The organism is Bradyrhizobium sp. (assembly GCF_030654605.1).
In the GTDB taxonomy this organism is placed as follows: Bacteria; Pseudomonadota; Alphaproteobacteria; order Rhizobiales; family Xanthobacteraceae; genus Bradyrhizobium.
Map to the genome: position 1 here is coordinate 1 of NZ_JAURXB010000109.1, position 25,593 is coordinate 25,593.

Genomic DNA, 25,593 nt, shown 5'->3' on the forward strand with positions numbered 1-25,593 from the left:
CGACACCGCCGCGTCCACCGCATCCCCGACCCACGTTTCGTGACGATCATGATACGCCCCTCTGAAAGGGCCGGGATGGACGGGAATGTGCGGGTGATTTGGGGGAGGAGTCAAGGAAAATTTCTGAAAATCGGAAATTATTTTGACAAGACCATTCAGGAAGCTTCATAGCTGCGTCTGATCAGTGGCATCGCGCGTTCGAGGTCTTCCGGCTTAGAGAGCGTGATTTCCAGATCCCCCGTCCCGAAATGGCCAATATTTGAAACATCGCGCGTGAAGCCCGCTTCAAGTTGAACACTCGTGGGGTCAACTTTAACAAACATTAGTATTTTGGCTGTCGTCGGCCGGAATTCCACACAGGCGAAATTCTTGATCCGCTTGAAAGCGATGTACAGTCGAAGCGTTGCTTCCTGAACATCGTCGCCGAATGCCAACAGCGAGGCACGCAGTGCCTCCAACCGGTCGATCATAGCGGCATCGAGTTCTTCAATGACAGTACTGATTGTTTTGTATTTTCCGGGCGCTGCGCCGGCTCCGTCGCCGCTCGGTGTTGCTCCAGCAATAGACGGCGAACCTTTTGCCGAGGTCGCGGCGACAAGATCGAGCATCAACAATTCAGGTCCGAACCGACGGTAGCGGATAAGCTCAATGTTGCGCTGTATTTGCTTGACGGCATGATCGTCGTATCTGTTGAAATCGCCGGCGATGCAGATCAAGCGTGGCGCAGACCAGTCGACTCCCTCAGCATCTTTCTTGCCTAGCTTCTCCATCACCATCCACTGGAAGTCTTTGCGGTGATCCATCAGCCAATCGAGATAGAAAAGCCCTTGATTGATAACGTTTTCGTTCGAGGCTCTCTTGTATTCGAGTATGACTGGGCAGCCATTTTCATCCAACCCCAGCGTATCGATGCGTCCACCATTGGTCGTCGTAAACTCACTGGCGAGAAAGCGGACACCGAGCAGCGATTCCAGATTCTTTTCGAACAGAGTCTGAACCGACTTTTCGATCGTGTCTGTGGTGCCGGTCAACTCATTGACCGTGCCGGTGCCGATGCGAAAGAGTTTGATATCGCTCATGTCGGCCCCTCGCCAAGCGCGGATTCATTCATAATCAACTTCTAGGCGAAGTCTAGCCTGAGGCGAGCTCGAAGGTCCTCCCGGCCTTTGGCGAGGCCGACGGGCGATGTGCCGGACGATTTCGGCGGCGGCGAGATGCCCGCCCGTCACCTCGCGCCGGTCAGTTTCTTCAGATCGTCGTTGATCCGCGACTGCCAGCCTTCGCCCTGGGTGCGGTAGTGATCGATGACACGTTCGTCCAGCCGCAAGGTGATCTGCTTCTTCGTCGGCGCCTTCTGCGACCCGCGCTGCCCCGGCCGGCGCTTTAGCAGCACGGCCAGCAACTCCGCCGGCAGCACGTCGCCCGCCGGACGCATTCGGGCGATATCGGCCTTGGTCAACTGGCGGACTTCGCCATCGGCGCCGGTCAATGGCGGCCTCCTGGTTTCAGGTTTTTTCGGCATTATAGCGAACCTCGCGTCGACTGGCCTTGCGAAAAGGATGGACTTGCGTGACGGGCTTCCGTCAGGCCGCGTCGGCCACAGCGCGTACTTGCAAACGGACGCCCGCCTCCTGCTGCAGAACGCTGATAACTCCAAGCAGGTTTTCAGCCGTGGGATTGCCTGACGGTCCGAACATTCGCATCAGGCTCTTCGGCGACCGGCCGAGCGCGGCGCCGAGTTTTTCAAAACCGATCGTGGCGTTGATGCAGGAGCGGAGCGCCGCACGCCCCTCTTCCAGATTGCCATCGAGCAGCGCCTGCATGGCTTCGGCGAGCAAGGCCTGCCGAAATTTGATATCGCGACGCGCCCGCGCCTGCACGGTCTCGCGAAAACTCCTGGTCAGGGGCATGGTCACTTCCTCCTGGGCCGTTCGGCGGCCTTGCGCGCCTTGTAGCTGCGCCAGTGGCGCAACGCCGCCTCAATATCGTTCTGCTGTCGCTTTTTGGTGCCGCCCCCCAGCAGTATTACCAGTACCTTGCCGTCCCAGCCGAAATAGACGCGATAGCCGGGACCCCGATCGATCCTCAGTTCCGAGACCCCTTCGCCGAGCGCTTTCGCGTTCGAGGTATTGCCCTCGCCAAGCCGATCGATGGCAATGGTTACCCAGGCCGTGGCCTGATGATCCAAACCATCGAACCATCGCCTGAAAGGACTGATATCCTCCTCGGTGAGGAATTCTTCGATCCGGATCATATGGTATCACTTATGTTACTATATGCAAGCGCGTTTCCGGCTGGAGCGATTTGAGGATCAGCGGGTCATGCACGGCATGTATAGTGCAACCCATGGGCAGCACGACATCCCATCGACCATTTTTGCCCGGACGATCACGGCTTCGGTTGAGGTAACTTCCACGCCTCGTTGACGGCCGCCCCCCACCACGTCATGGAAAAGACCACGTAACGGAGAAGCCGTGATGAACACGCCCATGCCGGAAGCGGCCGAGGAAGCCGCGAGCACGCCACTGCTCGATATCGCCGGCCCCCGCGCCACCATCCGCCTCAACCGCCCAAAACATCTGAACCGGCTGCAGCCCGACGACCTCGACGCCCTGATGGCGCTGTTCGACCGGATCGAGGCCGATCCTGAAATCAGGGTGCTGGTGCTCACCGGCACCGGACGCGCCTTCAGCGCCGGCTACGACCTCGGCTCGATCGCGGAGCGCGCCAGTGGTGCTCCGGAGGAGCAGACGGCCGGATCGGCGTTCGAGGTCGTCGTCAACCGGCTCGAGGACCTCGCGGTGCCGACTATCTGCCGGCTCAATGGCGGGGTCTATGGCGGCTCCACCGATCTGGCGCTGGCCTGCGATTTCCGCATCGGCGTCGACAGCTGCGAGATGTTCATGCCGGCGGCAAGGCTGGGCCTGCATTACTACAAGAGCGGAATCAAACGCTACGTCTCGCGGCTCGGCGCCGACAACGCCCGAAAGCTGTTCCTGACCGCCGAGAAAATCGACGCCGCGGAGATGCTGCGGATCGGCTATCTGACCGCGATGGCGCCATCAGGGGCGCTGGACCGGGAAGTCGACAGGCTGGCCGCGGTGCTGGCAGGCAACGCGCCGGTCGCGATGCGCGGCATGAAACGCGCCATCAACGAGTTCGCCCACGGCCGGCTGGATGAAGAGGCCGCCGACCGTCGCGCCCGCGACAGCATGCGCGGCGCCGAGATCAAGGAAGGCATCAGGGCGTTTTCGGAAAAGCGTCCGCCGAAATTCTAGCGGATGCGGGTCCCGGCTCTGCGGAGCAGCGCACCGGACGATGCTTCGCATCGCCGGGAGAGCGCTGCGCCGCGTCCGGGACACGAGCGCGATCTTCTGAGCCGTTATGTCGCACAATCAGGCTTGATGTCGTACAATCAGGCTTGATGTCGTACAATCAGACTTGATGTCGTACAATCAGACTTGGGCGGTTCGCTCAATTGAGCTAGATCAACCTGTCCACTCACCGAAACCATCTACTGTCAGGCTCGATAGGAGACATTCATGCCGTTCAAAGATATTCTTGTCGCGCTCAACAGTTACCCGGATCCGACACCGGTGTCGGTGGTCGAGGATGCGGTGGCGGTCGCCGCCACACTCGGCGCGCATCTCGCCGCCATTGCCTGCGAGACCCACGTTCAGTTGCCGGGGCACTTCATCTCGGCCCCGATGGTCGATGGAATGATTGCCGGCGAAGTCGCCAAGAGCCGGAAGAGCGCCCATGAACTGCTGGCCGCGTTCGATGCGGCGGCGACAAAAGCCGGCATCCTGCACGAAGCCATCTTCGAGAAATGCCTCACGCTGGAAATTCCGGACCTGCTGGTGGAATATGCGCGGCTTCGCGACCTGACCATCCTGCCCGCGTCATCCGATCAATGGTACGCCGAATCGGTCATTTTCGGATCGGGCAAACCGACCCTGATCCTGCCGGTAAGTCCGAGCCGCCGGCCGTTCCAGGTCGGAACCGTCGCGGTAGCCTGGGATTTCAGCCGCGCGGCCGCGCGCGCCATATCGGACGCCCTGCCGATTCTCGAACTGGCGAAGCAGGTTCGGATCGTGACGGTCGACAACGAGAAGGCATTGGGCACCAAGCGTTCGGGCGAAGAGCTGGCCAAGAATCTTTCCCGGCACGGAATCGATGTCGTGCTGGACAAGGTCGATGCCAAGGGCCGTCCGATCGGCGAGGTCCTCGTCTCCTACACCTCGTCGCAAAACGCCGACCTGCTGGTGATGGGCGCCTACGGACATTCGAAGTGGCGGGAGTTCGTGCTGGGCGGCGCGACCCGCAGCCTGCTGTCGAAGCCGCCGCTGCCGATCCTGCTCTCGCATTAGAATGCTGTCGAGCTTGTCCGAGGCCAACGCGCTTTCTTTCCTCCTTCTCCCCTCTCCCCGCGCGCTCTTGCGCGTGGTGGGGAGGGGAGAAGATTATTCGTCGAAAAACGTGACGGTATCGGCGATGCTGGCGCGCGAGGTCCGGTAGCTGTTGACCCTGGCCGCGTTGTCGGCGAACCCGAATGAAATGCCGCAAACCACCTTGCGGTCGTCGCCGAGCTTGAAGTGGCGGCGGATCAATCCGGAATGCCGCGCCAGCGCGGCCTGCGGAATGGTGCCGAGACCGAGCGCCTGGGCGGCCAGCATGAAATTGCCGACATAGGCGCCGCAATCGACCGCGCCGTAGACGCCGAGCGGCTCGTCGGTATGAATGATGGCGACATGCGGCGCGCCGAAGAAATTGTAGTTCTCCAGCGCCTGCTTGCCGTAGGCCGCCTTGTCGCCTCTGGCGATGCCGAGCGTGTTGTAGAGCTGGAAGCCGCTCTCGCGGCGGCGCTCCTGATAGACCCCGAGATATTCGCGCGGCGGCGGAAAATCATGGCCGTCCCCGGCGCCGGAAGCAGCCTCGGCATAGATCAATTTGCGAAACCGCTCCTTGGCCTCGCCGCTCGCGATCAGCACCTGCCACGGCTGGCTGTTGCACCAGGACGCAGTGCGCTGCGCGATGGTGAGGACATGATCGATGGTTTCGCGCGGGACCGGCTGGGCTAAGAAGGCGCGGACGGAATAGCGCTCGTTCAGGAGCTCCTCGAGCACGCCGACACGGTCTTGTTGCGATGTCATGGATACGGCTTTCTGGTGATTCACATTCGTGCCCCGGACGCAGCGTGAGCCGCGAAGCGGTGCGCTGCACCGCGTCCGGGACATGAGCTATCTTCCCCTGGTCGGGATCTTGTTGAACGGCACGTCCTTGTCGACGCGGATGTCGCCGGGCAGGCCGAGCACGCGCTCGGCGATGATGTTGCGCAGGATTTCATCGGTGCCGCCGGCGATGCGCATCGAGGGCGCCCCCAGCAGCATCTGCTGGAACTGGCCGGCCGCTTCCTCCTCCGCGGCGCCCGTCAGTGCGCCGGCCGCGCCCTGCAGATCCATCGCATAGGCCGCGATGTCCTGCAGCATGACGCCGGCGACCAGCTTGCCGATCGAATTCTCCGGACCCGGGCGCTCCCCCTTGGAGAGCGCCGACACCGCGCGGTAGCTGGTGTATTTCAGCCCGCTCGCCTTCACCGCCCAGCTCGCGAGCTTCGAACGCGTGGCGCGATCCTCGATCGCGGGACCGTCCTCGGTCATCAGACTGGAGCAGAATTCGAACATTTCGGGGAAGCCGGTGGCCAGCCGCGAGCCGATCGACATGCGCTCGTTCATCAGCGTGGTCAGCGACACGTTCCAGCCGTCCCCGACATTGCCGAGGCGCTGGCTGTCCGGAATCACCACGTCGGTGAAATAGACCTCGTTGAACTCCTGCATGCCGTTGGCCTGCTTGATCGGGCGCACTTCCACGCCCTTGCTCTTCATGTCGAGGAAGAACATCGTCAGGCCTTTGTGCTTCGGCACGTTGGGGTCGGTGCGGGTGATCAGCAGCCCGTAGTCGGAATAATGCGCGCCCGAGGTCCAGATCTTCTGGCCGTTGACGATCCAGTTGTCGCCCTGCTTCTCGGCGCGGGTGCGCAGGCCGGCGACGTCGGACCCGCCGGCCGGCTCCGAAAACAGCTGGCACCAGATCTGTTCGCCGGAGGCGAGCTTCGGCAGGTAGTGACGCTTGTGTTCCTCGCTGCCGAACGCCATCACGGTCGGGCCGCACATGCCCTCGCCGATCTGGAACGGCTGCGTCAGCTTGCCGTAGACGCCCTCTTCCTGCTGCCAGATCACCTTCTCGATCGGCGTGGCGCCGCGGCCGCCATATTCTTTCGGCCAGTGCAGGCAAGCCCAGCCGCCCTCGGCCTTCTTCTTCTGCCAGGCCTTGCCGACGTCGACGATGTCGTCCTTCTTCAGGCTGATGCGGCCGAGCGAGGATTTTGACAGTTCCGCCTCGTACTGCTTCGGCGCGTTGGCGGCGATCCATTGCCGGGCCTCGGTGCGGAACGCGGCTTCCTGCGGGGTGTCATCGAAATTCATGGCGAGCCTCTCAACGTTTGATTCCAGTATGCGCTCTCTCGACCTCATGGTGAGGAGGCGCTCTTGCGCCGTCTCGAACCGTGAGCTTGCTCCCATCCTTCGAGACGCCGCGCTTCGCGCGGCTCCTCAGGATGAGGTCTGTGTTTATCCCCGTCCCCTGGTCGGTATCTTGTTGAACGGCACGTCCTTGTCGACCCTGATATCGCCGGGCAGGCCGAGCACGCGCTCGGCGATGATGTTGCGCATGATCTCGTCGGTGCCGCCCTCGACGCGGGTGCCGGGCGCGCGCAACAGCATCGCCTGGAATTTACCCGTCGCCTCGGCGTCCTCGGCTCCAACAAGCGCGCCGGCGGCGCCCTGAAGGTCGAGCGCATAGGCCGCGACGTCCTGGATCATCGAACCCGCCACCAGCTTGCCGATCGAATTCTCCGGCCCCGGACGCTGGCCCTTCGACAGCGCCGAAATCGCGCGCATGCTGGTGTATTTCAGCCCGCTCGCCTTCACCGCCCAATGAGCGAGTTTCGAGCGCACATTGCGGTCCTCGATGGCGGGACCGTCGTCCAGCATCAGGCTGTTGCAGAACTCGAACAATTCCGGGAAGCCGGTCGACACCCCGGCGCCGATCGACATCCGCTCGTTCATCAGCGTGGTCAGCGACACGTTCCAGCCGTCATTGACGGCGCCGAGCCGCTGGCTGTCGGGGATCTTCACGTCGGTGAAATAGACCTCGTTGAAGTCGGACGCCCCGTTGGCCTGCTTGATCGGCTTGATCTCGACGCCGGGGCTCTTCATGTCCAGGAAGAACATGGTGAGGCCCTTGTGCTTGGCCACATTGGGGTCGGTGCGCGTCAGCAGGATGCCGTAGTCCGAATAATGCGCGCCCGAGGTCCAGATCTTCTGGCCGTTGATGATCCAGTCGTCGCCGTTCCTTTCGGCGCGGGTGCGCAGGCCCGCGACGTCGGATCCGCCGGCGGGTTCGGAGAACAGCTGGCACCAGACCTTTTCGCCTGACGCCAGCGGAGGCAGATACTTCTTTTTCTCCTCCTCGCCGGCAAACGCCATCATGGTCGGGCCGCACATGCCGTGGCCGATGATGAAGATGCCGGAGAGTCTTCCGAACGGACCCTCTTCCTGCTGCCAGATCACGCGCTCGATCGGCGTGGCGCCGCGGCCGCCATACTCCTTCGGCCAGTGCAGGCAGGCCCAGCCGGCGTCGGCCTTTTTCTTCTGCCAGACCTTTGCCACTTCGAGAATGTTGGCGCCCTTCAGCGCAGTTCGGCCGAGCGAGGACTTTTTCAGCTCGTCCTCATACTGCTTCGGCGCGTTGGCAGCGATCCAGGCCCTGGCCTCGGCGCGGAACGCGGCTTCCTGCGGGGTGTCGTCGAAGTTCATGGACGTGGTCCTCCAAACTCTATCGTCGTCCCCGCGAACGCGGGGACCCATAGCCACCGGCGCCTGATGTTATTCCGGACTTTGGCAGCTTCTTTTCATCGAGAATTCCCGGCGTATGGGTCCCCGCGCCACGTGCGCAATTGCGCACTAGGCGGGGACGACAAACTCACGCCGCATTGCGCTTGCGCATGCGGTCGATCAGCTGATCTTCCCAGTACGACAGGCTGCCGAGCCCGAGTGCGGTGGCGTTGGCGCGGCGGTAGTACATGTGGCAGTCGAATTCCCAGGTGAAACCCATGCCGCCATGGACCTGGATGTTGTTCTTGGCGCAATGCTGGAACGCCTGCGTCGCGCTGATGCGGGCGGCGGCGGCGGCTTCCGGCAGTTCCGAGGCGTTGGTCGAGAGCGCCCAGGCGCCGTAATAGCAATTCGAGCGCGCCAGCGTCGCCGAGACATACATGTCGGCCAGCATGTGCTTCACCGCCTGGAACGAGCCGATCGGGCGGCCGAAGGCGATACGGTCGAGCGCATAATCACGGCCCATCTCCAGCGCGCGGTCGGCGCCGCCAACCTGTTCGAACGCCATCAGCACCGCGGCGCGGTCGAACACTTGCGAAAGAACGCTCCAGCCCTCGCCGGCGGCGCCGAGCGGCTCGGCCTTGCAGTTCCTGAAAGTGAGTTCGGCCTGGCCGCGCGACGGATCGAGGTTGGTCAGGGCCCTGGCTTCGACGCCGCCGGCCTTCAGGTCGACGAGGAACAACGAGATGTCGGAATCGCGTCCGGTCGAGCCGGTGCGGGCGGCGACCACGGCGAAGTCGGCGATGGCGCCGTCGGGTACCGGCTTCTTCACGCCATTCAGCATACCGCCGGAGGCCGCGAGCTTGATCGCTTCGGGCGACGGATTGCCCTTGCCTTCGAACAGTGCCAGCGTGCCGATCGCTTCACCGGAAGCGATCGCGGGAAGCCACTTCTTCTTTTGCGCGGCACTGCCGGCGAGCAGGATGGCCTCGGCCGCCAGATACACGGTCGACGAAAACGGCACCGGCGCCAGCGCGCGGCCCATTTCCTCCGCGATCACGCAGAGTTCGAGATGGCCAGCGCCGGCGCCGCCGAATTCCTCGGGGATCGCGACGCCGAGAAAGCCCATCTCGGCGAGGCCCTTCCACAGATCCTTGTCATAGCTGGCATTGCCGTCGAGCACGGCGCGCACCGCCTTGGGCGGGCACTTTTCAGCGAGGAATTTCCGCGCTTCGTCGCGCATCTGCTTTTGTTCGTCGGAGAAATCGAAGTTCATGGCGTGTTACTCGGCTAGTGTGAGGAGTGTATTCTTCTGTTTCGTCGTCCCTGCGAACGCAGGGACCCATAGCCACCGGCGTTTGAGTTTGATCTGTATTTAGCTCCAACCTGACATCGATAATTCTCGGCGGATGGGTCCCCGCTTTCGCGGGGACGACGTTGATAGGTCAATTCAAGACGATCACATCTTCTCCCGGACGATCGGCGTAGAGCTTCTCCACCAGCGCCGCGCGGCGCTCGAGGCCGGCGCGCTGGTTGATGTAACCCTTGTCAGTGAGTTCGTTGCCGTCGATCGAGGGCGGCTCGACCATCAGCATGGCGCGCGCGATCCGCATGCTGCTTCCCGTGCAGGACGCGTTGTGCGCCTCCAGCCCGCGCTTCAGGCAGGCGATCACGTCGGGATGTTTCGCGACATCTTCGAAGGTCGCGTCGGGATTGCCGACAATCTGCCGGCATGCATGGAGGTTCGGCCAGGCCAACAGGCCGACGAACGCAAGATCCTGTCCGGCGACCAGCGCGTCATGCACCACGGGTGTCGCGGCGGCAATCGCATCCGTGCGCAACGAGCCGACATGAACGAAGGTGCCGGTGGTGAGCTTGAAATCTTCCACCACGCGGCCGGCGAAGATGATGCCCTGCAGGGGATCGGCGGGATCGACGAACACGCCGGCATCGCCGATGCAGTAGAATCCCTCCTCGTCGAACATCTTGCTGGTGAGTTCGGGTTGGCCAAAATAGCCTGGCGTGACGTTGACGCCGCGCAGTCGCAATTCGTATTTCGACCCGCACGGCACCATCTTCAGTTCGACGCCGGGAAACGGCAGGCCGATGAGGCCGACGCGCTCGGTGTCCCAATAGGTTCCGGTCGAGGTCGGCGCGGTCTCGGTCGAGCCCCAGCCGGTATAGAACACGATGCGCTCGCCGGTGGTGCGCACGGCGAGTGCCTGCATCCGGTCGTAGAGATCGTCGGGCAGCCGCGCGCCGCCATAGGCCATGACCGTCAGATTCCTGAAGAAGCTGCGGCAAAGCGCATCATCCTTCTCCATCGCCGCCGCCAGCGCCGCATAGCCCGCCGGCACGTTGGCGTAGTAGGTCGGAGAAACATCGTGCAGGTTTCGCAGCGTCTCGTCGAATTGCCCGGGTATCGGCCGGCCGTCATCGATGTAAAGCGTACCGCCGTCGACCAGGATCGGATGAAACGCGGCGTTGCCGCCCATGGTGTGATTCCACGGCATCCAGTCCAGCATGGTCGCGATTGGGCCGTTCGGATCGCGCGGCCGCACCTGCATCATCATCGCCGCGTTGGCACACATCATCTCCTGGGTGTTGATGACCGCCTTGGGCATGCCGGTGGAGCCCGACGTGAACAACAGCTTTCCAACGGTATCCGGCGTGATCGCGGCGACCGACTGCTCGACCTCTTTGGTCACCGGGGTTGCCGCGAGATCGGCAAAGGATACGCTCTCGATCCCTTCGCAGGGGCGCACGACATGCACCACGGTAACGCCTTTGAGATCGAGCGCCTTCAGCGCCTTCTCGAACACCGGGCCGTCCTGCACCATCACCACCCTGGGCTTGATCAGGTCGAACAGGTATTTGAGCTTGAGATGGTCCTGGCTCATCAACGAATAGGCAGGAGATACCGGGGCGGCCGGAAGCCGTGCCTGCATCGCAGCTTGCGTCATCAACGCATGCTCGATCGAATTGCCGGAGAGGATCGCGACCGGGCTGCCCGGCTCGAGCTTCAGATCGAGCAAGCCCTGCGTCAACCCGTCGACGATTTGCCTGGCTTCGCCGTAAGAGACTTTTCGCCATTGCCGGTCGGCGCCTGTGCGCTGCGCCAGCCAGATGCGGCTCGGCGCTTCCGTGGCCCACTTCGCCAGCGAGGCCGGAATGTGCTTCTCGTACGGCTGCAGCGGAATCCGCGACTTCAGGATGATGACGCCGTCGGGCCGCCGCTCGACCGCGATATCGCGCGCCAGCCATTCGATCTTGCGAAAGGCCGGTTTTGTCAGCACCGCGGCGGCGTTCCCACTCATTATTGCGTCTCCCGGAATTCAGGCCTTTGCGACCGCTTTCTTATCGCCTGATATAGACAGGCTTTCGCTTTTCGAGAAAGGCCCTGATGCCCTCGTTGAAATCTTCCGAGCGGCTGCATAGCACCTGATTGCGGTCTTCCATCGCGATAACCGCCTCGATCGAGCCGGCATCGACGCTCATGTTGAGGCATTCCTTCGACAGCCGCAAACCGACCGGCGATGCCGTCATCATCGCTTCGACATAAGGTGCCGCCGCGGCATCGAGGCCGCCTTCCTCGACGACTTCCGAAACCAGTCCGACTGCCAGCGCGCGCTCGGCATGGATGAACCGTCCGGTCAGGATCAGTTCGGAGGCAACGGAGACCCCGACCAGCCGCGGCAGAAAATAGCTGGTGCCGATGTCGCAGCCGCCGAGCCCGAGCTTGATGAAGGCGCAGTTCATCCGCGCAGATCTGGTGGCGATGCGGATGTCGGCGGCAAGCGCCAGCGCAAAGCCGCCGCCGGCGGCGGAGCCCTGCACTAACGCGATGATCGGCTGCGGGCAGCGCCGCATCAACAGCACGATGTCGGCAATCCGGCGCTGCGAATCCAGCGACTCGGTCACCCCGGGCGGTTCCTGCTGCCCGGCGCGGCGCGCCATGGCGTGCTTGAGATCGAGCCCGGCGCAGAACGAGGCGCCGGCGCCCTTCAGCACCACCACCCGGGTGGCGCGGTTGCGCTGCAGACCTTCGAAATAGCCGTTGAGCGCGTCGATCATGTCAGGGTTGAGCGCATTGAGGTTTTCCGGGCGATTGAGCGTCACCCGGTCGACCCCGTCGTCATGCTCGATCAGCAGCGGTTTTGTCACGCAGCGCTCCCAACCATCGTCGTCCCCGCGAACGCGGGGACCCATACGCCGTGCCGTTTCGTTTCTCGCATGGTCGCAGAGACCTTCCGAACAATTACCGCCGCGGAGTATGGGTCCCCGCGTTCGCGGGGACGACAGTGGTGGCTACCTCGGCGCCATGCGGATGGCGCCGTCGAGGCGGATGGTTTCGCCGTTCAGCATCGGGTTCTCGACGATGTGCACCGCGAGATTGCCGTATTCGGAGGCGTCGCCGAGCCGCGCCGGATGCGGCACCTGGGCGCCCAGGCTCTTGCGGGCTTCCTCGTTCAATCCCATCAAGAGCGGCGTCAGGAACAGGCCGGGCGCGATGGTGTTGACGCGGATCTTCAAGCTCGCGAGATCGCGGGCCGCCGGCAAGGTCAGGCCAACCACGCCGCCCTTCGAGGCCGCATAGGCGATCTGGCCGATCTGGCCTTCATAGGCCGCGACGCTCGCGGTGTTGATGATGACCCCGCGCTCTTCGCCGACCGGCGCTTCGGTTGCGAGACGCTCCGCGAAAAGGCGTAACACGTTGAAGGTGCCGATCAGGTTGACGTTGATGATACGGACGAACTTGGCCAGCGGATAGACGCCGTCCTTGCCGACCGTGCGCTGCGAACCGCCGATGCCGGCGCAGTTCATCAGCACGCGCGCGATGCCGTGGGCCGCCTCGGCCTTGGCGATCGCTGCCTTGACCTGTGCCTCGTCGGTGACATCGGCATGCAGGGCGACACCCTTCACTTCCGCCGCGACCTTCTCGGCGTTCTCCATGCTCTGGTCGAGCACGCCGATTTTCGCGCCCTTGGCGGCCATGGCGCGCGCGGTGGCGGCACCGAGGCCGGAGCCACCGCCGGTGATGAGAACGGCAACGTCTTTCAATTGCATGGGTAAGAACCTTTCCTTGAACTTTTCCTTGGGCGTTTCTTCTCTAGGCTTGGTCGTCTCGAAGCAAAGTCATTCGGCTGCAGCGGCAGCCGATTCATTCGTAGTCAGCATGCCGCCGCAGATCAGCGCTTCCATGTGCTTGATATACTGGCGGCAAACCTCGTCGGTGACCGGCCCGACGCCCGTGGCGCGCGACATCGCGTGGCGGCCGAAGAACAGATGGTCGCAGGCGCCAATCAGGCTGGTGTAGAACAGCACCGGATCGATGCTGCGGAACTCGCCGGCCTTGATGCCTTCGGCCAGCAGCCGGCGATGAAAATCGAGCAGCGGGGCGACGAAGAATTTCGAGACCTCGTCGGCGGAATCCACGCTGCTTTCATGCAGCAGATAATGGATCAGCCGGTTCATATAGGGGAACTGGTGGTAGGCACGGATGATGCCGGCGATATGCAGCTTCAGCTTCGCGGTCGGCGCGATCGGCTGCGCCAGCAGATATTCCAGGTTCGCCACCTCGGTCGCGGCATCGCGCGCCAGCAGGGCCAGCAACAAACCGTCCTTGTTGCCGAAATGATATTTCACCAGCGCGGCGTTGACGCCGGATTTCTGCGCGATGTCGCTGAGTGAGACGTCGATCGAGGAACGCTCGATCATCAACTCGCTGGCGGCGACCAGAAGCTTCTCGGCCGTCGAGTTTTTTCCGCTCGGGAGCTTTGTCGGTACGCTGGTGTTCAACTGCGATTCCATGACTTACTCAGGGCGTCCTGCCTGCCGGAAATCCGGGGGCAGATAACCCGATGCCGTGGCCGCACTCAAGAGTTAATTGATTGATTGACTAAATCCCCCAGCGCCACTTAAATCCCGGCCATCATTCAAACCCCACCCAAAACCAATCAGGGAGAACGCTCATGGCCGAGGCCTATATCGTCGCCGCAGCACGTACCGCAGGCGGCCGCAAGGGAGGACGCCTCGCCGGCTGGCATCCGGCCGATCTCGCCGCTTCCGTGCTGGATTCGCTGGTCGAGCGCTCGGGCGCTGCTCCCGACCAGATCGAAGACGTCATCATGGGCTGCGTCATGCAGGTCGGCGAACAGTCCAACAACATGGCGCGCAACGCCATCCTGGCCTCGAAACTGCCGGAAAGCGTGCCCGGCACCTCGGTCGACCGCCAGTGCGGCTCGTCGCAGCAGGCACTGCACTTCGCAGCGCAGGCGGTGATGTCCGGCACCATGGACATCGTGATCGCCGCCGGCGTGGAATCGATGACGCGGGTACCGATGGGCCTGTCGTCGCAATTGCCGGCCAAGAACGGTTTCGGCACCTCCAAGAGCCCCGGCATCGAGAAGAAGTATCCGAACATCGTGTTCAGCCAGTTCACCGGCGCGGAAATGATGGCGGAGAAATACGGCCTCTCCAAAGACGATCTCGATAAATTCTCCTATGAGAGCCACCAGCGCGCCATCGCCGCCACCCAGGCCGGCAAGTTCAAGGATGAAATCATTCCGCTGCAGATCACCCGGGCGGACGGTTCGACCGACACCCATTCGATCGATGAAGGCATCCGCTTCGACTCCACGCTGGAAGGCATCCGCGGCGTCAAGCTGATCGTCGAGAACGGCAAGCTCACCGCCGCCAGCTCCAGCCAGATCTGCGACGGCGCCTCCGGCGTGATGGTCGTCAACGAGCGCGGCCTGAAGTCGCTCGGCGTCAAGCCGCTGGCGCGGGTCCATCACATGACCATGATGGGCGGCGATCCCGTGATCATGCTCGACGCACCATTGCACGCCACCGAGCGCGCGCTGAAGAAGGCCGGCATGTCGATCGACGACATCGACCTGTTCGAGGTCAACGAAGCCTTTGCCTCGGTGCCCACCGCCTGGCTGAAGACCACCGGCGCCGATCCGGCGCGGCTCAACGTCAACGGCGGCGCCATCGCGCTCGGCCACCCGCTCGGCGGCTCCGGCACCAAGCTGATGACCACGCTGATCAACGCCCTGAAGCAGCGCAACAAGCGCTACGGCCTGCAGACCATGTGCGAAGGCGGCGGCATGGCGAATGTGACGATCATCGAGCGGCTGTAAGAGAAGGCCGCAACAGCGGCAACAACAACAGTGTCGTCCCTGCGAACGCAGGGACCCATAGCCACAGGTCTTCGGGATGATACCGGGCTGGAGCACCAGTTCGTTTCAACATTTGAATTCGGTGGTTATGGGTCCCTGCGTTCGCAGGGACGACGGAAGAATGAAACCTTCAGGAAACCCCATGACCCATCCGTCGATCCACGCCCTCACGCAACCCGACAAGATAGCCTACCAGATGGCCGGCACCGGCAAGGCGATCACCTATCGCGAGCTCGACGAACTGTCGAACCAGGGCGCGCAGCTGTTCCGCGCGCTGGGCCTGAAGGAAGGCGACCACATCGCGTTCCTGATCGAGAACCGGCTGGCGTTCATGGAGATCTGCTGGGCGGCGCAGCGCTCGGGGCTGTATTACACCGCGATCAGCCGCTATCTCACCCAGGACGAGATCGCCTACATCATCAGGGATTGCGGCGCCAGGCTCGTCATCACCTCGCCGAAATGCGCCGAGCAGATCAAGGGGCTGGTGACCGGCGCGCCCGGCGAGCCATTGTTCTACATGCTCGACGAGCCGCTGCCCGGCTTCCGCTCGTGGGACAAGGAAGCGTCAGCCCAGCCAACCACGCCGATCGCGGACCAGGTCGCCGGCTACGACATGCTGTATTCGTCAGGCACCACGGGACGGCCGAAGGGCATCAAGCGCGAATCCGAGCACAATCCGATCGACCTGCCGAACCCGTTCCTGAGGATCCTGTGCGCCGGCATGTGCGGCATGAGCGCCGACAGCATTTACCTTTCGCCGGCGCCGCTCTATCACGCCGCTCCCCTGCGCTTCAACATGATGGCAATCACGCTCGGCGGCACCTCCATCATCATGGAATCCTTCGACGCCGAGGAATTCCTGAAGCTGGTCGAGAAGTACAAGATCACCCAGTCGCAGCTGGTGCCGACCATGTTCGTGCGCATGCTGAAGCTGCCCGAAGAGGTGCGCAAGCGCTACGACGTCTCCTCGCTGAAGGGCGCGATCCACGCCGCGGCGCCCTGCCCTGTCGACGTCAAGGCGAAGATGATCGAATGGTGGGGACCGATCCTGATCGAGTACTACGCCGGCTCCGAGGGCAACGGCGTCACGGTGTCGACCTCGCAGCAATGGCTGGATCATCGCGGCACCGTCGGCCGCGCCGTGGTCGGAAAGATCAAAATTCTCGACGAGAATGATGCGGAACTGCCGGCAGGACAAATCGGCACGGTGTATTTCGCCGACGCGCCTGTCTTCACCTATCACAACGATCCCGAAAAGACACGGAAGGCCTACAACGACAAGGGCTGGTCGACGCTCGGCGATGTCGGCTATCTCGACGGCGAGGGTTTTCTCTATCTCACCGACCGCAAGTCCTACATGATCATCTCCGGCGGCGTGAACATCTATCCGCAGGAGACCGAGGACGTGCTGATCACCCATCCCGGCGTCGCCGATGTCGCGGTGTTCGGCGTGCCGAACGAGGAGATGGGCGAAGAGGTCAAGGCGGTGGTGCAGCCGCACGACATGGCGAAGGCCGGCAAGGAACTCGAGGCCGAGCTGATCGTGTTCTGCCGAAAGCACCTGTCGCCGATCAAATGCCCGAAGAGCATCGACTTCGAGGCCGAACTGCCGCGCACCCCCACCGGCAAGCTGGTGAAGCGGCATCTGCGCGACAAGTATTGGCCGAAGGCGGCGGTGAAGGTGTAATCACCGCCCATTCCAACAAACTCCGTCATGCCCGGCCTTGTGCCGGGCATCCACGTCTTTACAGTTCTGGGAAAGAAGAGACGTGGATGGCCGGGACAAGCCCGGCCATGACGAGGAAATCGCATGACCTCCCTCCCCGACATCCCGCTGCCCTCTTCCATCCGCTCGCGCCATGTCGACGGCATCAACGGCCTGCGCATGCATGTGCTGGAAGCGGGCTTCGAGACACGCGGCCGGCCCTGCGTGCTGCTGCTGCACGGTTTTCCGGAACTGGCGTTCAGCTGGCGCAAGGTGATGCCTGCGCTGGCTGCCGCCGGCTATCACGTCATCGCGCCGGACCAGCGCGGCTATGGCCGCACCACCGGCTGGGATCCGAGCTACGACGGCGACCTGAACTCGTTCCGGCTGCTCAACCTGGTGCGCGACGCGCTCGGGCTGGTGGCGGCGTTCGGCTACAACAGCGTCGATGCGGTGGTCGGACATGATTTCGGCAGTTCGGTCGCGGCCTGGTGCGCGCTGGTGCGGCCGGACGTGTTCCGCTCGGTCGCGCTGATGAGCGCGCCGTTCGCCGGACCGCCGCCACTGCCGTTCAATACCGCCGATGCGCCGCCCAGGCCGAAGCCGGAAGATCCCGTGCATCGCGAACTCGCCGCGCTGCCGCGCCCGCGAAAACATTATCAATGGTACTACTCGACGCGGCAGGCCAATGCCGACATGCACCGCGCCCCGCAGGGCGTGCATGATTTCCTGCGCGGCTACTATCATCACAAGAGCGCCGACTGGAAGGACAACAAGCCCTACAAGCTGCAGGGCTGGACCGCCAGCGAACTTGCAAAGCTGCCGACCTATTACGTGATGGATCTGGCCCGCGACATGGCCGAAACCGTCGCCGGGGAAATGCCCTCCGCTGAAGCCATCGCCGCCAACCAATGGTTGCCCGACCGCGAGCTCGCCTTCTACAGCGCCGAATATGCCCGCACCGGATTCCAGGGCGGCCTGCAATGGTACCGCTGTGGCACCTCGGGCGAATTCATCGCGGAATTGCAGACCTGGTCCGGCCGGACCATCGATGTTCCCTCGTGCTTCATTTCCGGCCGGCAGGATTGGGGCACCTACCAGCGCCCCGGCGTGTTCGAGGCGATGCAGAAGACAGCCTGCACCAACATGATCGGCTGTCATCTGGTCGACGGCGCCGGCCACTGGGTGCAGCAGGAGCAGCCGGCCGAGGTGAGCCGGCTGCTGCTGGCGTTTTTACAGTCGGCCCGCGCTGCCGGCTAGACCGGGATGTGCCCGGATGCGGCGCCCTCGCGCCGTCTACAAAATTTCGAATACAACCCCATGTACAGTATGGGTCCAACCCGATTGACCCGGTGACATGCGCCGCCTATTCTTTTTTTAGAATTATTCTAAACTAGAAAGAATGCTTCGCCGTGAAGAATTTCGCCGATCTGACCGAACGCGAAGTGCTGGCGGTTGCGATCTCCGCGGAGGAGGAAGACAGCCGCATCTATATGAGCTTCGCCGAAGACCTCGCGGAGCGTTATCCGGAATCGGCCAAGATCTTCGAGGAGATGGCCGAGGAGGAGAAGGGCCATCGCCACATGCTGCTGGAGATGTACGAGCAGCGTTTCGGCAAGAACCTGCCGCCGATCCGGCGAGAGAACGTCAAGGGATTCCTGCGCCGCCGCCCGGTCTGGCTGACCAAGAACCTGTCGCTCGACACCATCCGCAAGGAAGCCGAGACGATGGAGTTCGAGGCCGAGCGGTTTTACGTCAAGGCCGCCGAGCAGACCCGGGATGTCGGCGTCCGCAGGCTGCTCGGCGATCTCGCGGCAGCGGAAAAAGGCCACGAGAATGTCGCCGCCAGACTGACCGACCTGATCCTGAGCCCGGACGTGCGCGAGCAGGAGGACCGAACCCGCCGGCGCATGTTCGTGCTGCAATATGTCCAGCCGGGTCTGGCCGGATTGATGGACGGCTCGGTGTCGACGCTTGCGCCGCTGTTCGCCGCGGCCTTTGCGACCCACCAGAACTGGCCGACATTTCTGGTGGGAATGGCCGCCTCGATCGGCGCCGGCATCAGCATGGGCTTTGCGGAAGCGTTGTCCGACGACGGATCGCTGACCGGGCGAGGGTCGCCGTGGCTGCGCGGATTGACCTGTGGACTGATGACGACGCTCGGCGGCGTCGGCCACACCATGCCCTATCTGGTGCCGGACACATGGGCCAACGCGTTCTGGATCGCGACCGCGATCGCCGGCATCGTGGTGTTCTTCGAATTGTGGGCAATTGCGTGGATTCGCGCGCGCTACATGGACACGCCCTTCATGCAGGCGGCATTCCAGATCGTGCTCGGCGGCGCCATCGTGCTCGCGGTGGGGATCCTGATCGGCGGGGCGTAGCAGTACCGTTCCGCCAGCTCCGGCAATTCCTGCCAGGAGCAGAGGCCATAAAGGACCTCCGTCAAACATCGGGCCGAGGTTCGCACCATGCTTTGATGCATGACGCCCGTCTTGCGGCTCCTACGCAAACTGCGCATCATCCCTGCCAGGCAACATCAGCAGGAGAACATCTTGGCCAAATCGCAATGGAGCTTCAAGAGTGCCACCGAATTGTCGGCAGCCCTTGCAGCGAAGCAGGTCTCCGCCGTCGAACTGGCGCAGGACGCCATCGGCCGCATCGAGCGCCACGACGGCAAGATCAATGCGATCTGCGTGCGCGATTTCGCCCGCGGCCTGGAAGCCGCCCGCGCCGCCGACGCGGCGCGCGGGCGCGGCGAAACGGGGCCGCTGCTCGGCATCCCCGTGACGGTGAAGGAATCCTACAATATCGCCGGGCTGCCCACGACATGGGGTTTTCCGCCGCAGAAGGATTTTGTGGCCAGCGAAGACGCGCTGTCGATTTCGCGCGTCAAGCAGGCGGGCGGCGTGATCCTCGGCAAGACCAACGTGCCGGTCGGACTCGCGGACTGGCAGAGCTACAACGAGATCTACGGCACCACCAACAACCCGTTCGACCTCGGCCGCACACCCGGCGGCTCCTCCGGCGGATCGTCGGCGGCGCTGGCGGCCGGTTACGGCCCGTTGTCTCTGGGCTCGGACATCGGCGGCTCGCTGCGGGTGCCGGCGTTCCACTGCGGCGTCTACGCGCACAAGCCGACCTACAACATCGTGCCGCCGCGCGGACATACCCCGCCGCCGTTCCCGCCGATTCCGATGGAACGCGACCTCGCGGTGATCGGCCCGATGGCGCGCTCGGCCGCCGACCTATCGCTGTTGCTCGACGTGATGGCCGGACCGGATCCGCTGGACAATGGCGTCGGTTACCGGCTCGCGCTGCCGCCGTCACGTCACACCGCGCTGAAGGATTTTCGCGTGCTGGTGATCGACAACGATCCGGTGCTGCCCTCCGACAAGGACGTTCGCGGCGCGATCGAAAGACTGGCAGGCAACCTTGCCAAATCGGGCGCGAGCGTCGCGCGGCACAGCCCGCTGCTGCCCGATTTCGCGGAGTCGTCCCGTCTATACATGAGGATGCTGATGGGATTCCTCGGCGCGTTCTTTCCGCCGGAGGCCATCGCCGGCGCGCAGGCCGGCGCCGCCCGGTTGAAGGCCGACAACAGGAGCCTCGCCGCCGAGCGGCTGCGCGGCATGACGCAAAGCCATCGCGACTGGGTGCTCGACGACGGCGCCCGCGCCCGGCTGCGCGCGCAGTGGCGCGAGCTGTTCAGGTCGTTCGATGCGGTGATCTGCCCGATCATGCCGACGCCGGCCTATCCGCATGATCATTCGCCGGACCAGGAAGCCCGCCGCATCCGGATCGACGGCACGGAACACGTCTACGTGGATCAGCTGGCGTGGCCCGGGATCGCCACCCTGCCCGGCCTGCCCGCCACCGCGATCCCGCTCGGTCTGTCCGGCGAAGGCCTGCCGGTTGGCGTGCAGATCGTCGGCCCCTGGCTGGAAGACCGCACGCCGCTGAAACTGGCGGAGCTGATCGAGCGCGAATTCGGCGGCTTCGTGCCGCCGCCGATGTTTGATGATTAGGTATACTGCCGAGAACCGTCATTGCGAGCGCAGCGAAGCAATCCATGTTGCCGCGCAAAGAAAGTATGGATTGCTTCGCTGCGCTCGCAATGACGGAGAAAAATGAGAGACCGGAGGATGAAGCATGCGCGACGACCTTGCCGAACTGACCAGTCTCAATCGCGACTACATCGATTCCGTGCAGCATTCCGACGTCAAACGCTTCGACGAGATTCTCGCCGACGAATTCTATTGCTCCAATCCCGACAAGTCGCTGGTCGATCGCGCAGCATTCCTCAAGCAGACCGCGATTCCGGTCTCGATCAGGAATCTCGAAGCCCATGACGTGAAAATTCGCGTGATGGGCGATTTTGCCATCATCCACGCGGCGACGCGTTACACGACGGCGGATGGGCAGCAGGGCTCCGGCCGTTACACCGATTGCTGGGCCCGGCAGAACGGCCGCTGGCTCGCGGTGTCGGCGCATGTGTCGAGGTGATTTATCCCTCCCCCCGCGCAGCGGTGGGGAGGGTCGGCCGGAGCGAAGCGGAGGACGGGGTGGGGGGTCTATCGGCTAGCGAGCTCTGTGAGACACCCCCCACCCGTCACCTCGTTCGCTGCGCTCACGAGGCGCCACCCTCCCCCCCGCTGCGCGGGGGGAGGGATGAAGATCACGCATCGAACATAATGACGCTGCGCACGGTCTTGCCGGCTTTCATCGCGGCGAAGCCATCGTTGATCTCGCTCAGCTTCAGCTTGGCCGAGATCCAGTCCTCCAGATGCAGCTTGCCGCGCATGTAGAATTCAATCAGCCGGGGCATGTCGACGCGGAAATGGTTGGAGCCCATCGACGAGCCCTGGATCTTGCGCTCGCGCAAAAAGTCGAAGCCGTGCAGCTCGATCTTCTGGCCGAACGGGATCATGCCGACGATGGTGGCGGTGCCGCCGGGGGCGAGCATCGCAAACGCCTGCTCCGCGGTCTCCTTGCGGCCGAGCACCTCGAACGAATGATGCACGCCGCCATTGGTGAGGTCGCGCACCTGCTGCACCACGTCTCCGTTCCTGGGATCGATGATGTCGGTGGCGCCGAGTTTTGTCGCCAGCTGCAGCTTGGCCGGATTGGTATCGACGGCGATGACGCGGCCGGCGCCGGCGATCTCGGCGCCGTTGATCGCGGCCATGCCGACACCGCCGCAGCCGATCACGACCACGGTCTCGCCGGGCTGAACCTTGGCGGTGTTGACCACTGCGCCATAGCCGGTGATGACGCCGCAGCCGATCAGCGCCGCCAGATCGAGCGGCATGTCCTTGCGGATTTTGACGATGGCGTTCTCATGCACCAGCATCTGTTCGGCGAACGACGACAGATTGAGGAACTGGTTCAGCTTCTCCGAGCGCGCCCATGACAGCCGGTTGGAGGCGCCGGGCAGCATCTTCACCGTGGTGTCGGTGCACAGCACCGGCCGTCCGGTCGAGCAATTGTCGCAGGTGCCGCAGAACACCGACAGGCACGTCACCACGTGATCGCCGGGTTTGACGTAGGTGACGTCGGAACCGACCTGCTCGACGATTCCGGCCGACTCGTGGCCGAGCACCGCGGGGAGCGGATGCGGATAGAGCCCTTCCATGAAATGCAGGTCGGAGTGGCACAGCCCGGCGACCGACGTGCGGATCAGCACCTCGCGCGGACCCGGCTTCTGCAGGCTGACGTCCTCGATCACGAGCGGCTTGTTGACTTCAACCAGGACGGCGGCCTTCATCGGGGTTTCCTCGTTTTGTTGTGTTCTTTTTGGTTACGAACGGTATTTACCCTCCCCTGGAGGGGGAGGGTCGACGCGACTGAAAGGAGCGGCGGGGTGGGGTGAAGGTCTTTCATCCCCGACACCGCCCGAGTTGAAGGACTGTCACCCCACCCCGTCTCGCATTTCGCTGCGCTCATGCGAGCCGACCCTCCCCCTCCAGGGGAGGGTAAGAGACGTTCGCTGCAGCAGCGAGCCTACGCCGCCGAAATCAATTCGCCAACCTCGGCCATCCCGACCGCGCGATCGCCGAGCAGGTGACCGGTGATGGCGCGCTGCGCAGCATTTTCCGTGAGTCGGAATGGATCGCCTGCCGCGACCCGGTGATCGATCACCATCCGCGACAGCAGCAGCCGGCGCGCATCGCCGCGCATCTCGTGGATGCGTCCGCCTTCCCACGCCAGCGCGACGGCGCTTGCGACATGATAGAGCAGGCTGGTGGCGCGCCGCGCCTCGGCCTCGTTGTCCATGCGGCTTGCGACCTCGCGCGCAAAGCCGATGGCGCGGTCGGTAAGGTCGCGCAAGCGGCTGCGCCAGGCCTGCGGCACACTGGCGCTGTCGTCGAGGCGGGCATGCAGGTCGGCTGCCAGTGCCGCCTCGGCGCCATGGCGGCCGACCGCGCGCTTCAGCGCATCGATCGCCACGATATTGCCGGTGCCTTCCCAGATCGAGCCGAGATGGGCGTCGCGCAGCAGCCTGCTGGTGGCGAATTCCTCGATGTAACCGATGCCGCCACGCATCTCCAGGGCATCGCCGCAGACCTTGCGGGCGTCGCGGGTGGCGCGGAATTTCAGCGTCGGCGTCAGGATGCGCAACAAGGCCGCCGCGTCCTGGCTGCCGGCCTCGGCGCGGTCCAGCGCGTCGGCCGTGACAAAACTCATCGACAGCGCCTGCTCGGTCGCCAGCATGATCTTCATTAACTGCCGCCGCGCCAGCGGCAGGTCGACGATGCGGCTTCCGAACACCACGCGATTGCGAGCCACCGTCATGGCGTCATGATAGGCGCGCCGCATCAGCGCGGTGGATTTGACGCCGTTGGAAAGCCTGGACGAATTGACCATTTCGGCCATCTGCACGAAACCGCGATCGAGCTTGCCGACCGCGTACGCAATCGCGCCCTCCAGCTTGATCTCGCCCGAGGCCATCGAGCGGGTGCCGAGCTTGTCCTTGAGACGGACGATCCGGTAGTGATTGGGCGTGCCGTCATCGAGCGTCCGCGGCATCAGGAACAGGCCGACGCCGCGGGTGCCCGGCCCCGCGCCTTCCGGCCGCGCCAGCAGCATCACGACTTTCGCATCGGCATTGGAGCAGAACCATTTTTCGCCCGTTAGCCGCCAGTGGTCGCCCTCCTGCACCGCGGTGGTGGTCAGGGTGCCGACGTCGGAGCCGCCTTCCTTCTCGGTCATGAACTGGCCGCCCTGCGTGAGCTTGCTCATGTCGGTCTGCGTCAATCCGTCGAGATATCTCGCCTTCAGCGCGTCGCTGCCGAAATTCGAAAGCAGTTTGGCGCAGCCGTCGGTGACGTTGATCGGGCAGCCCAGCCCGAACTCGGCCTGATTGAACAGGAACGTGAAGGCGTGTTTGGCGACCACGGGATATTTGTCGGGCCACCCCAGAACGCCCTTGCGGACCGACATCGCGTGAATGCCGAACTCGCCGAACGCGGCGGCTTCCAGCTCGCGATAGGCCGGGTGATATTCGATCCATTGCGCGTCGCGGCCGAATTTGTCACGCTGGTGCAACACCGGGGTGTGACGGTCGGAGAGCCGCGCACATTCGTCGAGATGACCGCCGGCGAGCGCGCCGAGCCGGTCGAGATGCGGCTCGATATGGCGAAGCAGCGGTGACGGCAGGTGAATGCGCAGCAGGTCCGTCAGAGCAGGATCGGCGCGGTAGAAATTCATGCCCGACGTATCCGGCGCGAGCAGGCCCGGCTGGTCGGCGGGCAGCGTTAACTCGCTTTGTCTGGCTGGCTGGTGCATTTTTGACTCTTGTTCGTTCCGCCCGATATCCTGACGATATCGACCAGCTACCGATACTGCAGGCGATGACGCCGTCAACAAGCATAATTGGAGGATCACCCTGTGGCTGAGGGATACCGCATCATCGGCGCCGAGATGTCGCCCTACTCGGTCAAGATCCGTTCCTATTTCCGCTACAAGGCCATTCCGCATCAATGGCTGCTGCGCAATGCGGCAAGCCAGGCGGAATACGACAAATACGCCAGAATGCCGATCATTCCGCTGGTCATCACGCCGGAGGGAACTGGCATCCAGGATTCCACCCCTGTTATCGACGCGATGGAGAAGCTCCATCCGGAGCCGTCGATCCATCCCGGCGACACGGTCGCCAACTTCATCTCCGCGCTGATCGAGGAGTTCGGCGACGAGTGGGGCAACAAATGGATGTTTCACTACCGCTGGGCGCGCGACGTCGATCAGCGCGCCTCGGCCGGGCGGATCGCGCGGATGCGGGGTCCCGCCGCCAGCGAGGAGAAGCATGAGGCGTTCGCGGCCCAGGTGCGCGTCCGCATGGTCGACCGGGTCTGGTTCGTCGGCTCCAACGAGATGACCGCACCGCAGATCGAGACCGGCTTTGTCGAGATGCTGGGTCTGCTGGACAGCCATCTCGCCAGCCGCCCCTATCTGTTCGGCGGCCGGCCGGCATTCGGCGACTTCGGCCTGTGGGGCCAGTTCTACGAGCTGTGGACCGATCCAACCGCCGGCGCCCTGATCGAAGGCAACACGCCGCATGTGCTGGATTGGGTGCACCGCATGCTGTGGCCGCGCGCGGAAGGCGCGTTCGAGAGCTGGACCGAACTCGCGCCGACCCTGATGCCGATTCTGGTCCGGCAGGTCGGCAAGCATTTCTGGCCCTGGACGCTCGCCAACGAAACCGCGCTGAAGCAGGGACTCGAGGAGTTCAGCGTCACGCTCGGCGACAAGGTCTGGACCCAGAAGCCGCAAAAATATCATGCGCGCTCGCTCGGGATGCTGCGCGCCA

General features: G+C 63.6%; 23 protein-coding genes. 9 read left to right on the plus strand and 14 right to left on the minus strand.

Annotated elements, in window-relative coordinates; all coding sequences use genetic code 11:
• Positions 1-155: 155 nt before the first annotated feature.
• From Q7U29_RS10815 to Q7U29_RS10830, 4 genes are all read right to left on the minus strand, one after another.
• The gene (locus Q7U29_RS10815; protein WP_304741210.1) at positions 156-1,079 is read right to left on the minus strand and encodes a DUF5655 domain-containing protein; all 924 of its coding nucleotides are present in this window, start codon (positions 1,077-1,079) and stop codon (positions 156-158) included.
• A 146-nt stretch (positions 1,080-1,225) separates the two neighbouring features.
• Positions 1,226-1,489: a BrnA antitoxin family protein gene (locus Q7U29_RS10820; protein ID WP_304741212.1), complete on the minus strand. Its 264-nt coding sequence runs from the start codon at positions 1,487-1,489 to the stop codon at positions 1,226-1,228.
• Positions 1,490-1,583: 94 nt separating this feature from the next.
• On the minus strand, positions 1,584-1,910 hold the full coding sequence (locus Q7U29_RS10825) for a transcriptional regulator (RefSeq protein ID WP_304741213.1): 327 nt from the start codon (positions 1,908-1,910) through the stop codon (positions 1,584-1,586).
• Between the two features lie 2 nt (positions 1,911-1,912).
• Entirely contained in the window at positions 1,913-2,251 is a 339-nt protein-coding gene (locus Q7U29_RS10830) for a type II toxin-antitoxin system RelE/ParE family toxin (protein ID WP_370691735.1), read from the minus strand.
• 226 nt (positions 2,252-2,477) lie between these two features.
• Between Q7U29_RS10830 and Q7U29_RS10835 the strand changes: the two genes are divergently transcribed.
• Complete coding sequence (locus Q7U29_RS10835; protein ID WP_370691734.1) at positions 2,478-3,278, plus strand: enoyl-CoA hydratase/isomerase family protein; 801 nt, start codon at positions 2,478-2,480, stop codon at positions 3,276-3,278.
• A gap of 264 nt (positions 3,279-3,542) precedes the next feature.
• Positions 3,543-4,370: a universal stress protein gene (locus Q7U29_RS10840; protein ID WP_304741217.1), complete on the plus strand. Its 828-nt coding sequence runs from the start codon at positions 3,543-3,545 to the stop codon at positions 4,368-4,370.
• Positions 4,371-4,463: 93 nt separating this feature from the next.
• Here the strand turns inward: Q7U29_RS10840 and Q7U29_RS10845 are convergent, their stop codons facing one another.
• The 8 genes from Q7U29_RS10845 to Q7U29_RS10880 all read right to left on the minus strand — a co-directional run bounded on the left by Q7U29_RS10845 (position 4,464) and on the right by Q7U29_RS10880 (position 13,706).
• On the minus strand, positions 4,464-5,153 hold the full coding sequence (locus Q7U29_RS10845) for a nitroreductase (protein WP_304741219.1): 690 nt from the start codon (positions 5,151-5,153) through the stop codon (positions 4,464-4,466).
• 87 nt (positions 5,154-5,240) lie between these two features.
• Complete coding sequence (locus Q7U29_RS10850; RefSeq protein WP_304741221.1) at positions 5,241-6,485, minus strand: acyl-CoA dehydrogenase; 1,245 nt, start codon at positions 6,483-6,485, stop codon at positions 5,241-5,243.
• 144 nt (positions 6,486-6,629) lie between these two features.
• Positions 6,630-7,877, minus strand: a complete 1,248-nt coding sequence (locus Q7U29_RS10855; RefSeq protein ID WP_304741223.1) for an acyl-CoA dehydrogenase — start codon at positions 7,875-7,877, stop codon at positions 6,630-6,632.
• 166 nt (positions 7,878-8,043) lie between these two features.
• Positions 8,044-9,171 (minus strand): acyl-CoA dehydrogenase family protein, encoded by a 1,128-nt coding sequence (locus Q7U29_RS10860; RefSeq protein ID WP_304741225.1) that lies wholly within the window; start codon positions 9,169-9,171, stop codon positions 8,044-8,046.
• Between the two features lie 169 nt (positions 9,172-9,340).
• Complete coding sequence (locus Q7U29_RS10865) at positions 9,341-11,212, minus strand: AMP-binding protein (protein WP_304741227.1); 1,872 nt, start codon at positions 11,210-11,212, stop codon at positions 9,341-9,343.
• Between the two features lie 40 nt (positions 11,213-11,252).
• Positions 11,253-12,059 carry an enoyl-CoA hydratase/isomerase family protein gene (locus tag Q7U29_RS10870; protein ID WP_304741229.1) on the minus strand — a complete coding sequence of 269 codons (807 nt, stop codon included), beginning with the start codon at positions 12,057-12,059 and terminating at the stop codon, positions 11,253-11,255.
• A gap of 144 nt (positions 12,060-12,203) precedes the next feature.
• A complete protein-coding gene (locus tag Q7U29_RS10875) occupies positions 12,204-12,962 on the minus strand; it encodes an SDR family NAD(P)-dependent oxidoreductase (RefSeq protein ID WP_304741231.1) in 759 nt (252 codons plus the stop codon).
• 69 nt (positions 12,963-13,031) lie between these two features.
• Positions 13,032-13,706 carry a TetR family transcriptional regulator gene (locus Q7U29_RS10880; protein WP_304741233.1) on the minus strand — a complete coding sequence of 225 codons (675 nt, stop codon included), beginning with the start codon at positions 13,704-13,706 and terminating at the stop codon, positions 13,032-13,034.
• Positions 13,707-13,867: 161 nt separating this feature from the next.
• On the opposite strand from Q7U29_RS10880, the gene Q7U29_RS10885 reads away from it, so the two are divergent.
• The 6 genes from Q7U29_RS10885 (at position 13,868) to Q7U29_RS10910 (ending at position 21,290) form a co-directional block, all read left to right on the plus strand.
• Complete coding sequence (locus Q7U29_RS10885) at positions 13,868-15,040, plus strand: acetyl-CoA C-acetyltransferase (RefSeq protein WP_304741235.1); 1,173 nt, start codon at positions 13,868-13,870, stop codon at positions 15,038-15,040.
• 181 nt (positions 15,041-15,221) lie between these two features.
• Positions 15,222-16,766: an acyl-CoA synthetase gene (locus Q7U29_RS10890; protein WP_304741237.1), complete on the plus strand. Its 1,545-nt coding sequence runs from the start codon at positions 15,222-15,224 to the stop codon at positions 16,764-16,766.
• Positions 16,767-16,889: 123 nt separating this feature from the next.
• Positions 16,890-18,044, plus strand: a complete 1,155-nt coding sequence (locus Q7U29_RS10895) for an alpha/beta fold hydrolase (protein WP_304741239.1) — start codon at positions 16,890-16,892, stop codon at positions 18,042-18,044.
• A 152-nt stretch (positions 18,045-18,196) separates the two neighbouring features.
• The gene (mbfA, locus tag Q7U29_RS10900; RefSeq protein ID WP_304741241.1) at positions 18,197-19,168 is read left to right on the plus strand and encodes an iron exporter MbfA; all 972 of its coding nucleotides are present in this window, start codon (positions 18,197-18,199) and stop codon (positions 19,166-19,168) included.
• 171 nt (positions 19,169-19,339) lie between these two features.
• A complete protein-coding gene (locus tag Q7U29_RS10905; RefSeq protein WP_304741243.1) occupies positions 19,340-20,812 on the plus strand; it encodes an amidase in 1,473 nt (490 codons plus the stop codon).
• Positions 20,813-20,936: 124 nt separating this feature from the next.
• On the plus strand, positions 20,937-21,290 hold the full coding sequence (locus Q7U29_RS10910; RefSeq protein WP_304741245.1) for a nuclear transport factor 2 family protein: 354 nt from the start codon (positions 20,937-20,939) through the stop codon (positions 21,288-21,290).
• 172 nt (positions 21,291-21,462) lie between these two features.
• Here Q7U29_RS10910 and Q7U29_RS10915 read toward each other — a convergent pair whose 3' ends face one another.
• Entirely contained in the window at positions 21,463-22,551 is a 1,089-nt protein-coding gene (locus tag Q7U29_RS10915; protein WP_304741247.1) for a Zn-dependent alcohol dehydrogenase, read from the minus strand.
• Positions 22,552-22,787: 236 nt separating this feature from the next.
• Positions 22,788-24,572: an acyl-CoA dehydrogenase family protein gene (locus Q7U29_RS10920; RefSeq protein WP_304741249.1), complete on the minus strand. Its 1,785-nt coding sequence runs from the start codon at positions 24,570-24,572 to the stop codon at positions 22,788-22,790.
• A 102-nt stretch (positions 24,573-24,674) separates the two neighbouring features.
• On the opposite strand from Q7U29_RS10920, the gene Q7U29_RS10925 reads away from it, so the two are divergent.
• Positions 24,675-25,593, plus strand: a 919-nt coding sequence (locus Q7U29_RS10925) for a glutathione S-transferase family protein (RefSeq protein ID WP_304741251.1), incomplete at its 3' end; no start/stop codon positions are given.

What these genes read in the sequence shown, in the direction of transcription:
- Q7U29_RS10815 (WP_304741210.1), bottom strand. Translation starts at nt 1,079, where the DNA reads ATGAGCGATATCAAACTCTTTCGCATCGGCACCGGCACGGTCAATGAG.
- Q7U29_RS10825 (WP_304741213.1), bottom strand. Translation starts at nt 1,910, where the DNA reads ATGCCCCTGACCAGGAGTTTTCGCGAGACCGTGCAGGCGCGGGCGCGT.
- Q7U29_RS10835 (WP_370691734.1), top strand. Translation starts at nt 2,478, where the DNA reads ATGAACACGCCCATGCCGGAAGCGGCCGAGGAAGCCGCGAGCACGCCA.
- Q7U29_RS10840 (WP_304741217.1), top strand. Translation starts at nt 3,543, where the DNA reads ATGCCGTTCAAAGATATTCTTGTCGCGCTCAACAGTTACCCGGATCCG.
- Q7U29_RS10845 (WP_304741219.1), bottom strand. Translation starts at nt 5,153, where the DNA reads ATGACATCGCAACAAGACCGTGTCGGCGTGCTCGAGGAGCTCCTGAAC.
- Q7U29_RS10850 (WP_304741221.1), bottom strand. Translation starts at nt 6,485, where the DNA reads ATGAATTTCGATGACACCCCGCAGGAAGCCGCGTTCCGCACCGAGGCC.
- Q7U29_RS10855 (WP_304741223.1), bottom strand. Translation starts at nt 7,877, where the DNA reads ATGAACTTCGACGACACCCCGCAGGAAGCCGCGTTCCGCGCCGAGGCC.
- Q7U29_RS10860 (WP_304741225.1), bottom strand. Translation starts at nt 9,171, where the DNA reads ATGAACTTCGATTTCTCCGACGAACAAAAGCAGATGCGCGACGAAGCG.
- Q7U29_RS10865 (WP_304741227.1), bottom strand. Translation starts at nt 11,212, where the DNA reads ATGAGTGGGAACGCCGCCGCGGTGCTGACAAAACCGGCCTTTCGCAAG.
- Q7U29_RS10875 (WP_304741231.1), bottom strand. Translation starts at nt 12,962, where the DNA reads ATGCAATTGAAAGACGTTGCCGTTCTCATCACCGGCGGTGGCTCCGGC.
- Q7U29_RS10880 (WP_304741233.1), bottom strand. Translation starts at nt 13,706, where the DNA reads ATGGAATCGCAGTTGAACACCAGCGTACCGACAAAGCTCCCGAGCGGA.
- Q7U29_RS10885 (WP_304741235.1), top strand. Translation starts at nt 13,868, where the DNA reads ATGGCCGAGGCCTATATCGTCGCCGCAGCACGTACCGCAGGCGGCCGC.
- Q7U29_RS10890 (WP_304741237.1), top strand. Translation starts at nt 15,222, where the DNA reads ATGACCCATCCGTCGATCCACGCCCTCACGCAACCCGACAAGATAGCC.
- Q7U29_RS10895 (WP_304741239.1), top strand. Translation starts at nt 16,890, where the DNA reads ATGACCTCCCTCCCCGACATCCCGCTGCCCTCTTCCATCCGCTCGCGC.
- Q7U29_RS10910 (WP_304741245.1), top strand. Translation starts at nt 20,937, where the DNA reads ATGCGCGACGACCTTGCCGAACTGACCAGTCTCAATCGCGACTACATC.
- Q7U29_RS10915 (WP_304741247.1), bottom strand. Translation starts at nt 22,551, where the DNA reads ATGAAGGCCGCCGTCCTGGTTGAAGTCAACAAGCCGCTCGTGATCGAG.
- Q7U29_RS10920 (WP_304741249.1), bottom strand. Translation starts at nt 24,572, where the DNA reads ATGCACCAGCCAGCCAGACAAAGCGAGTTAACGCTGCCCGCCGACCAG.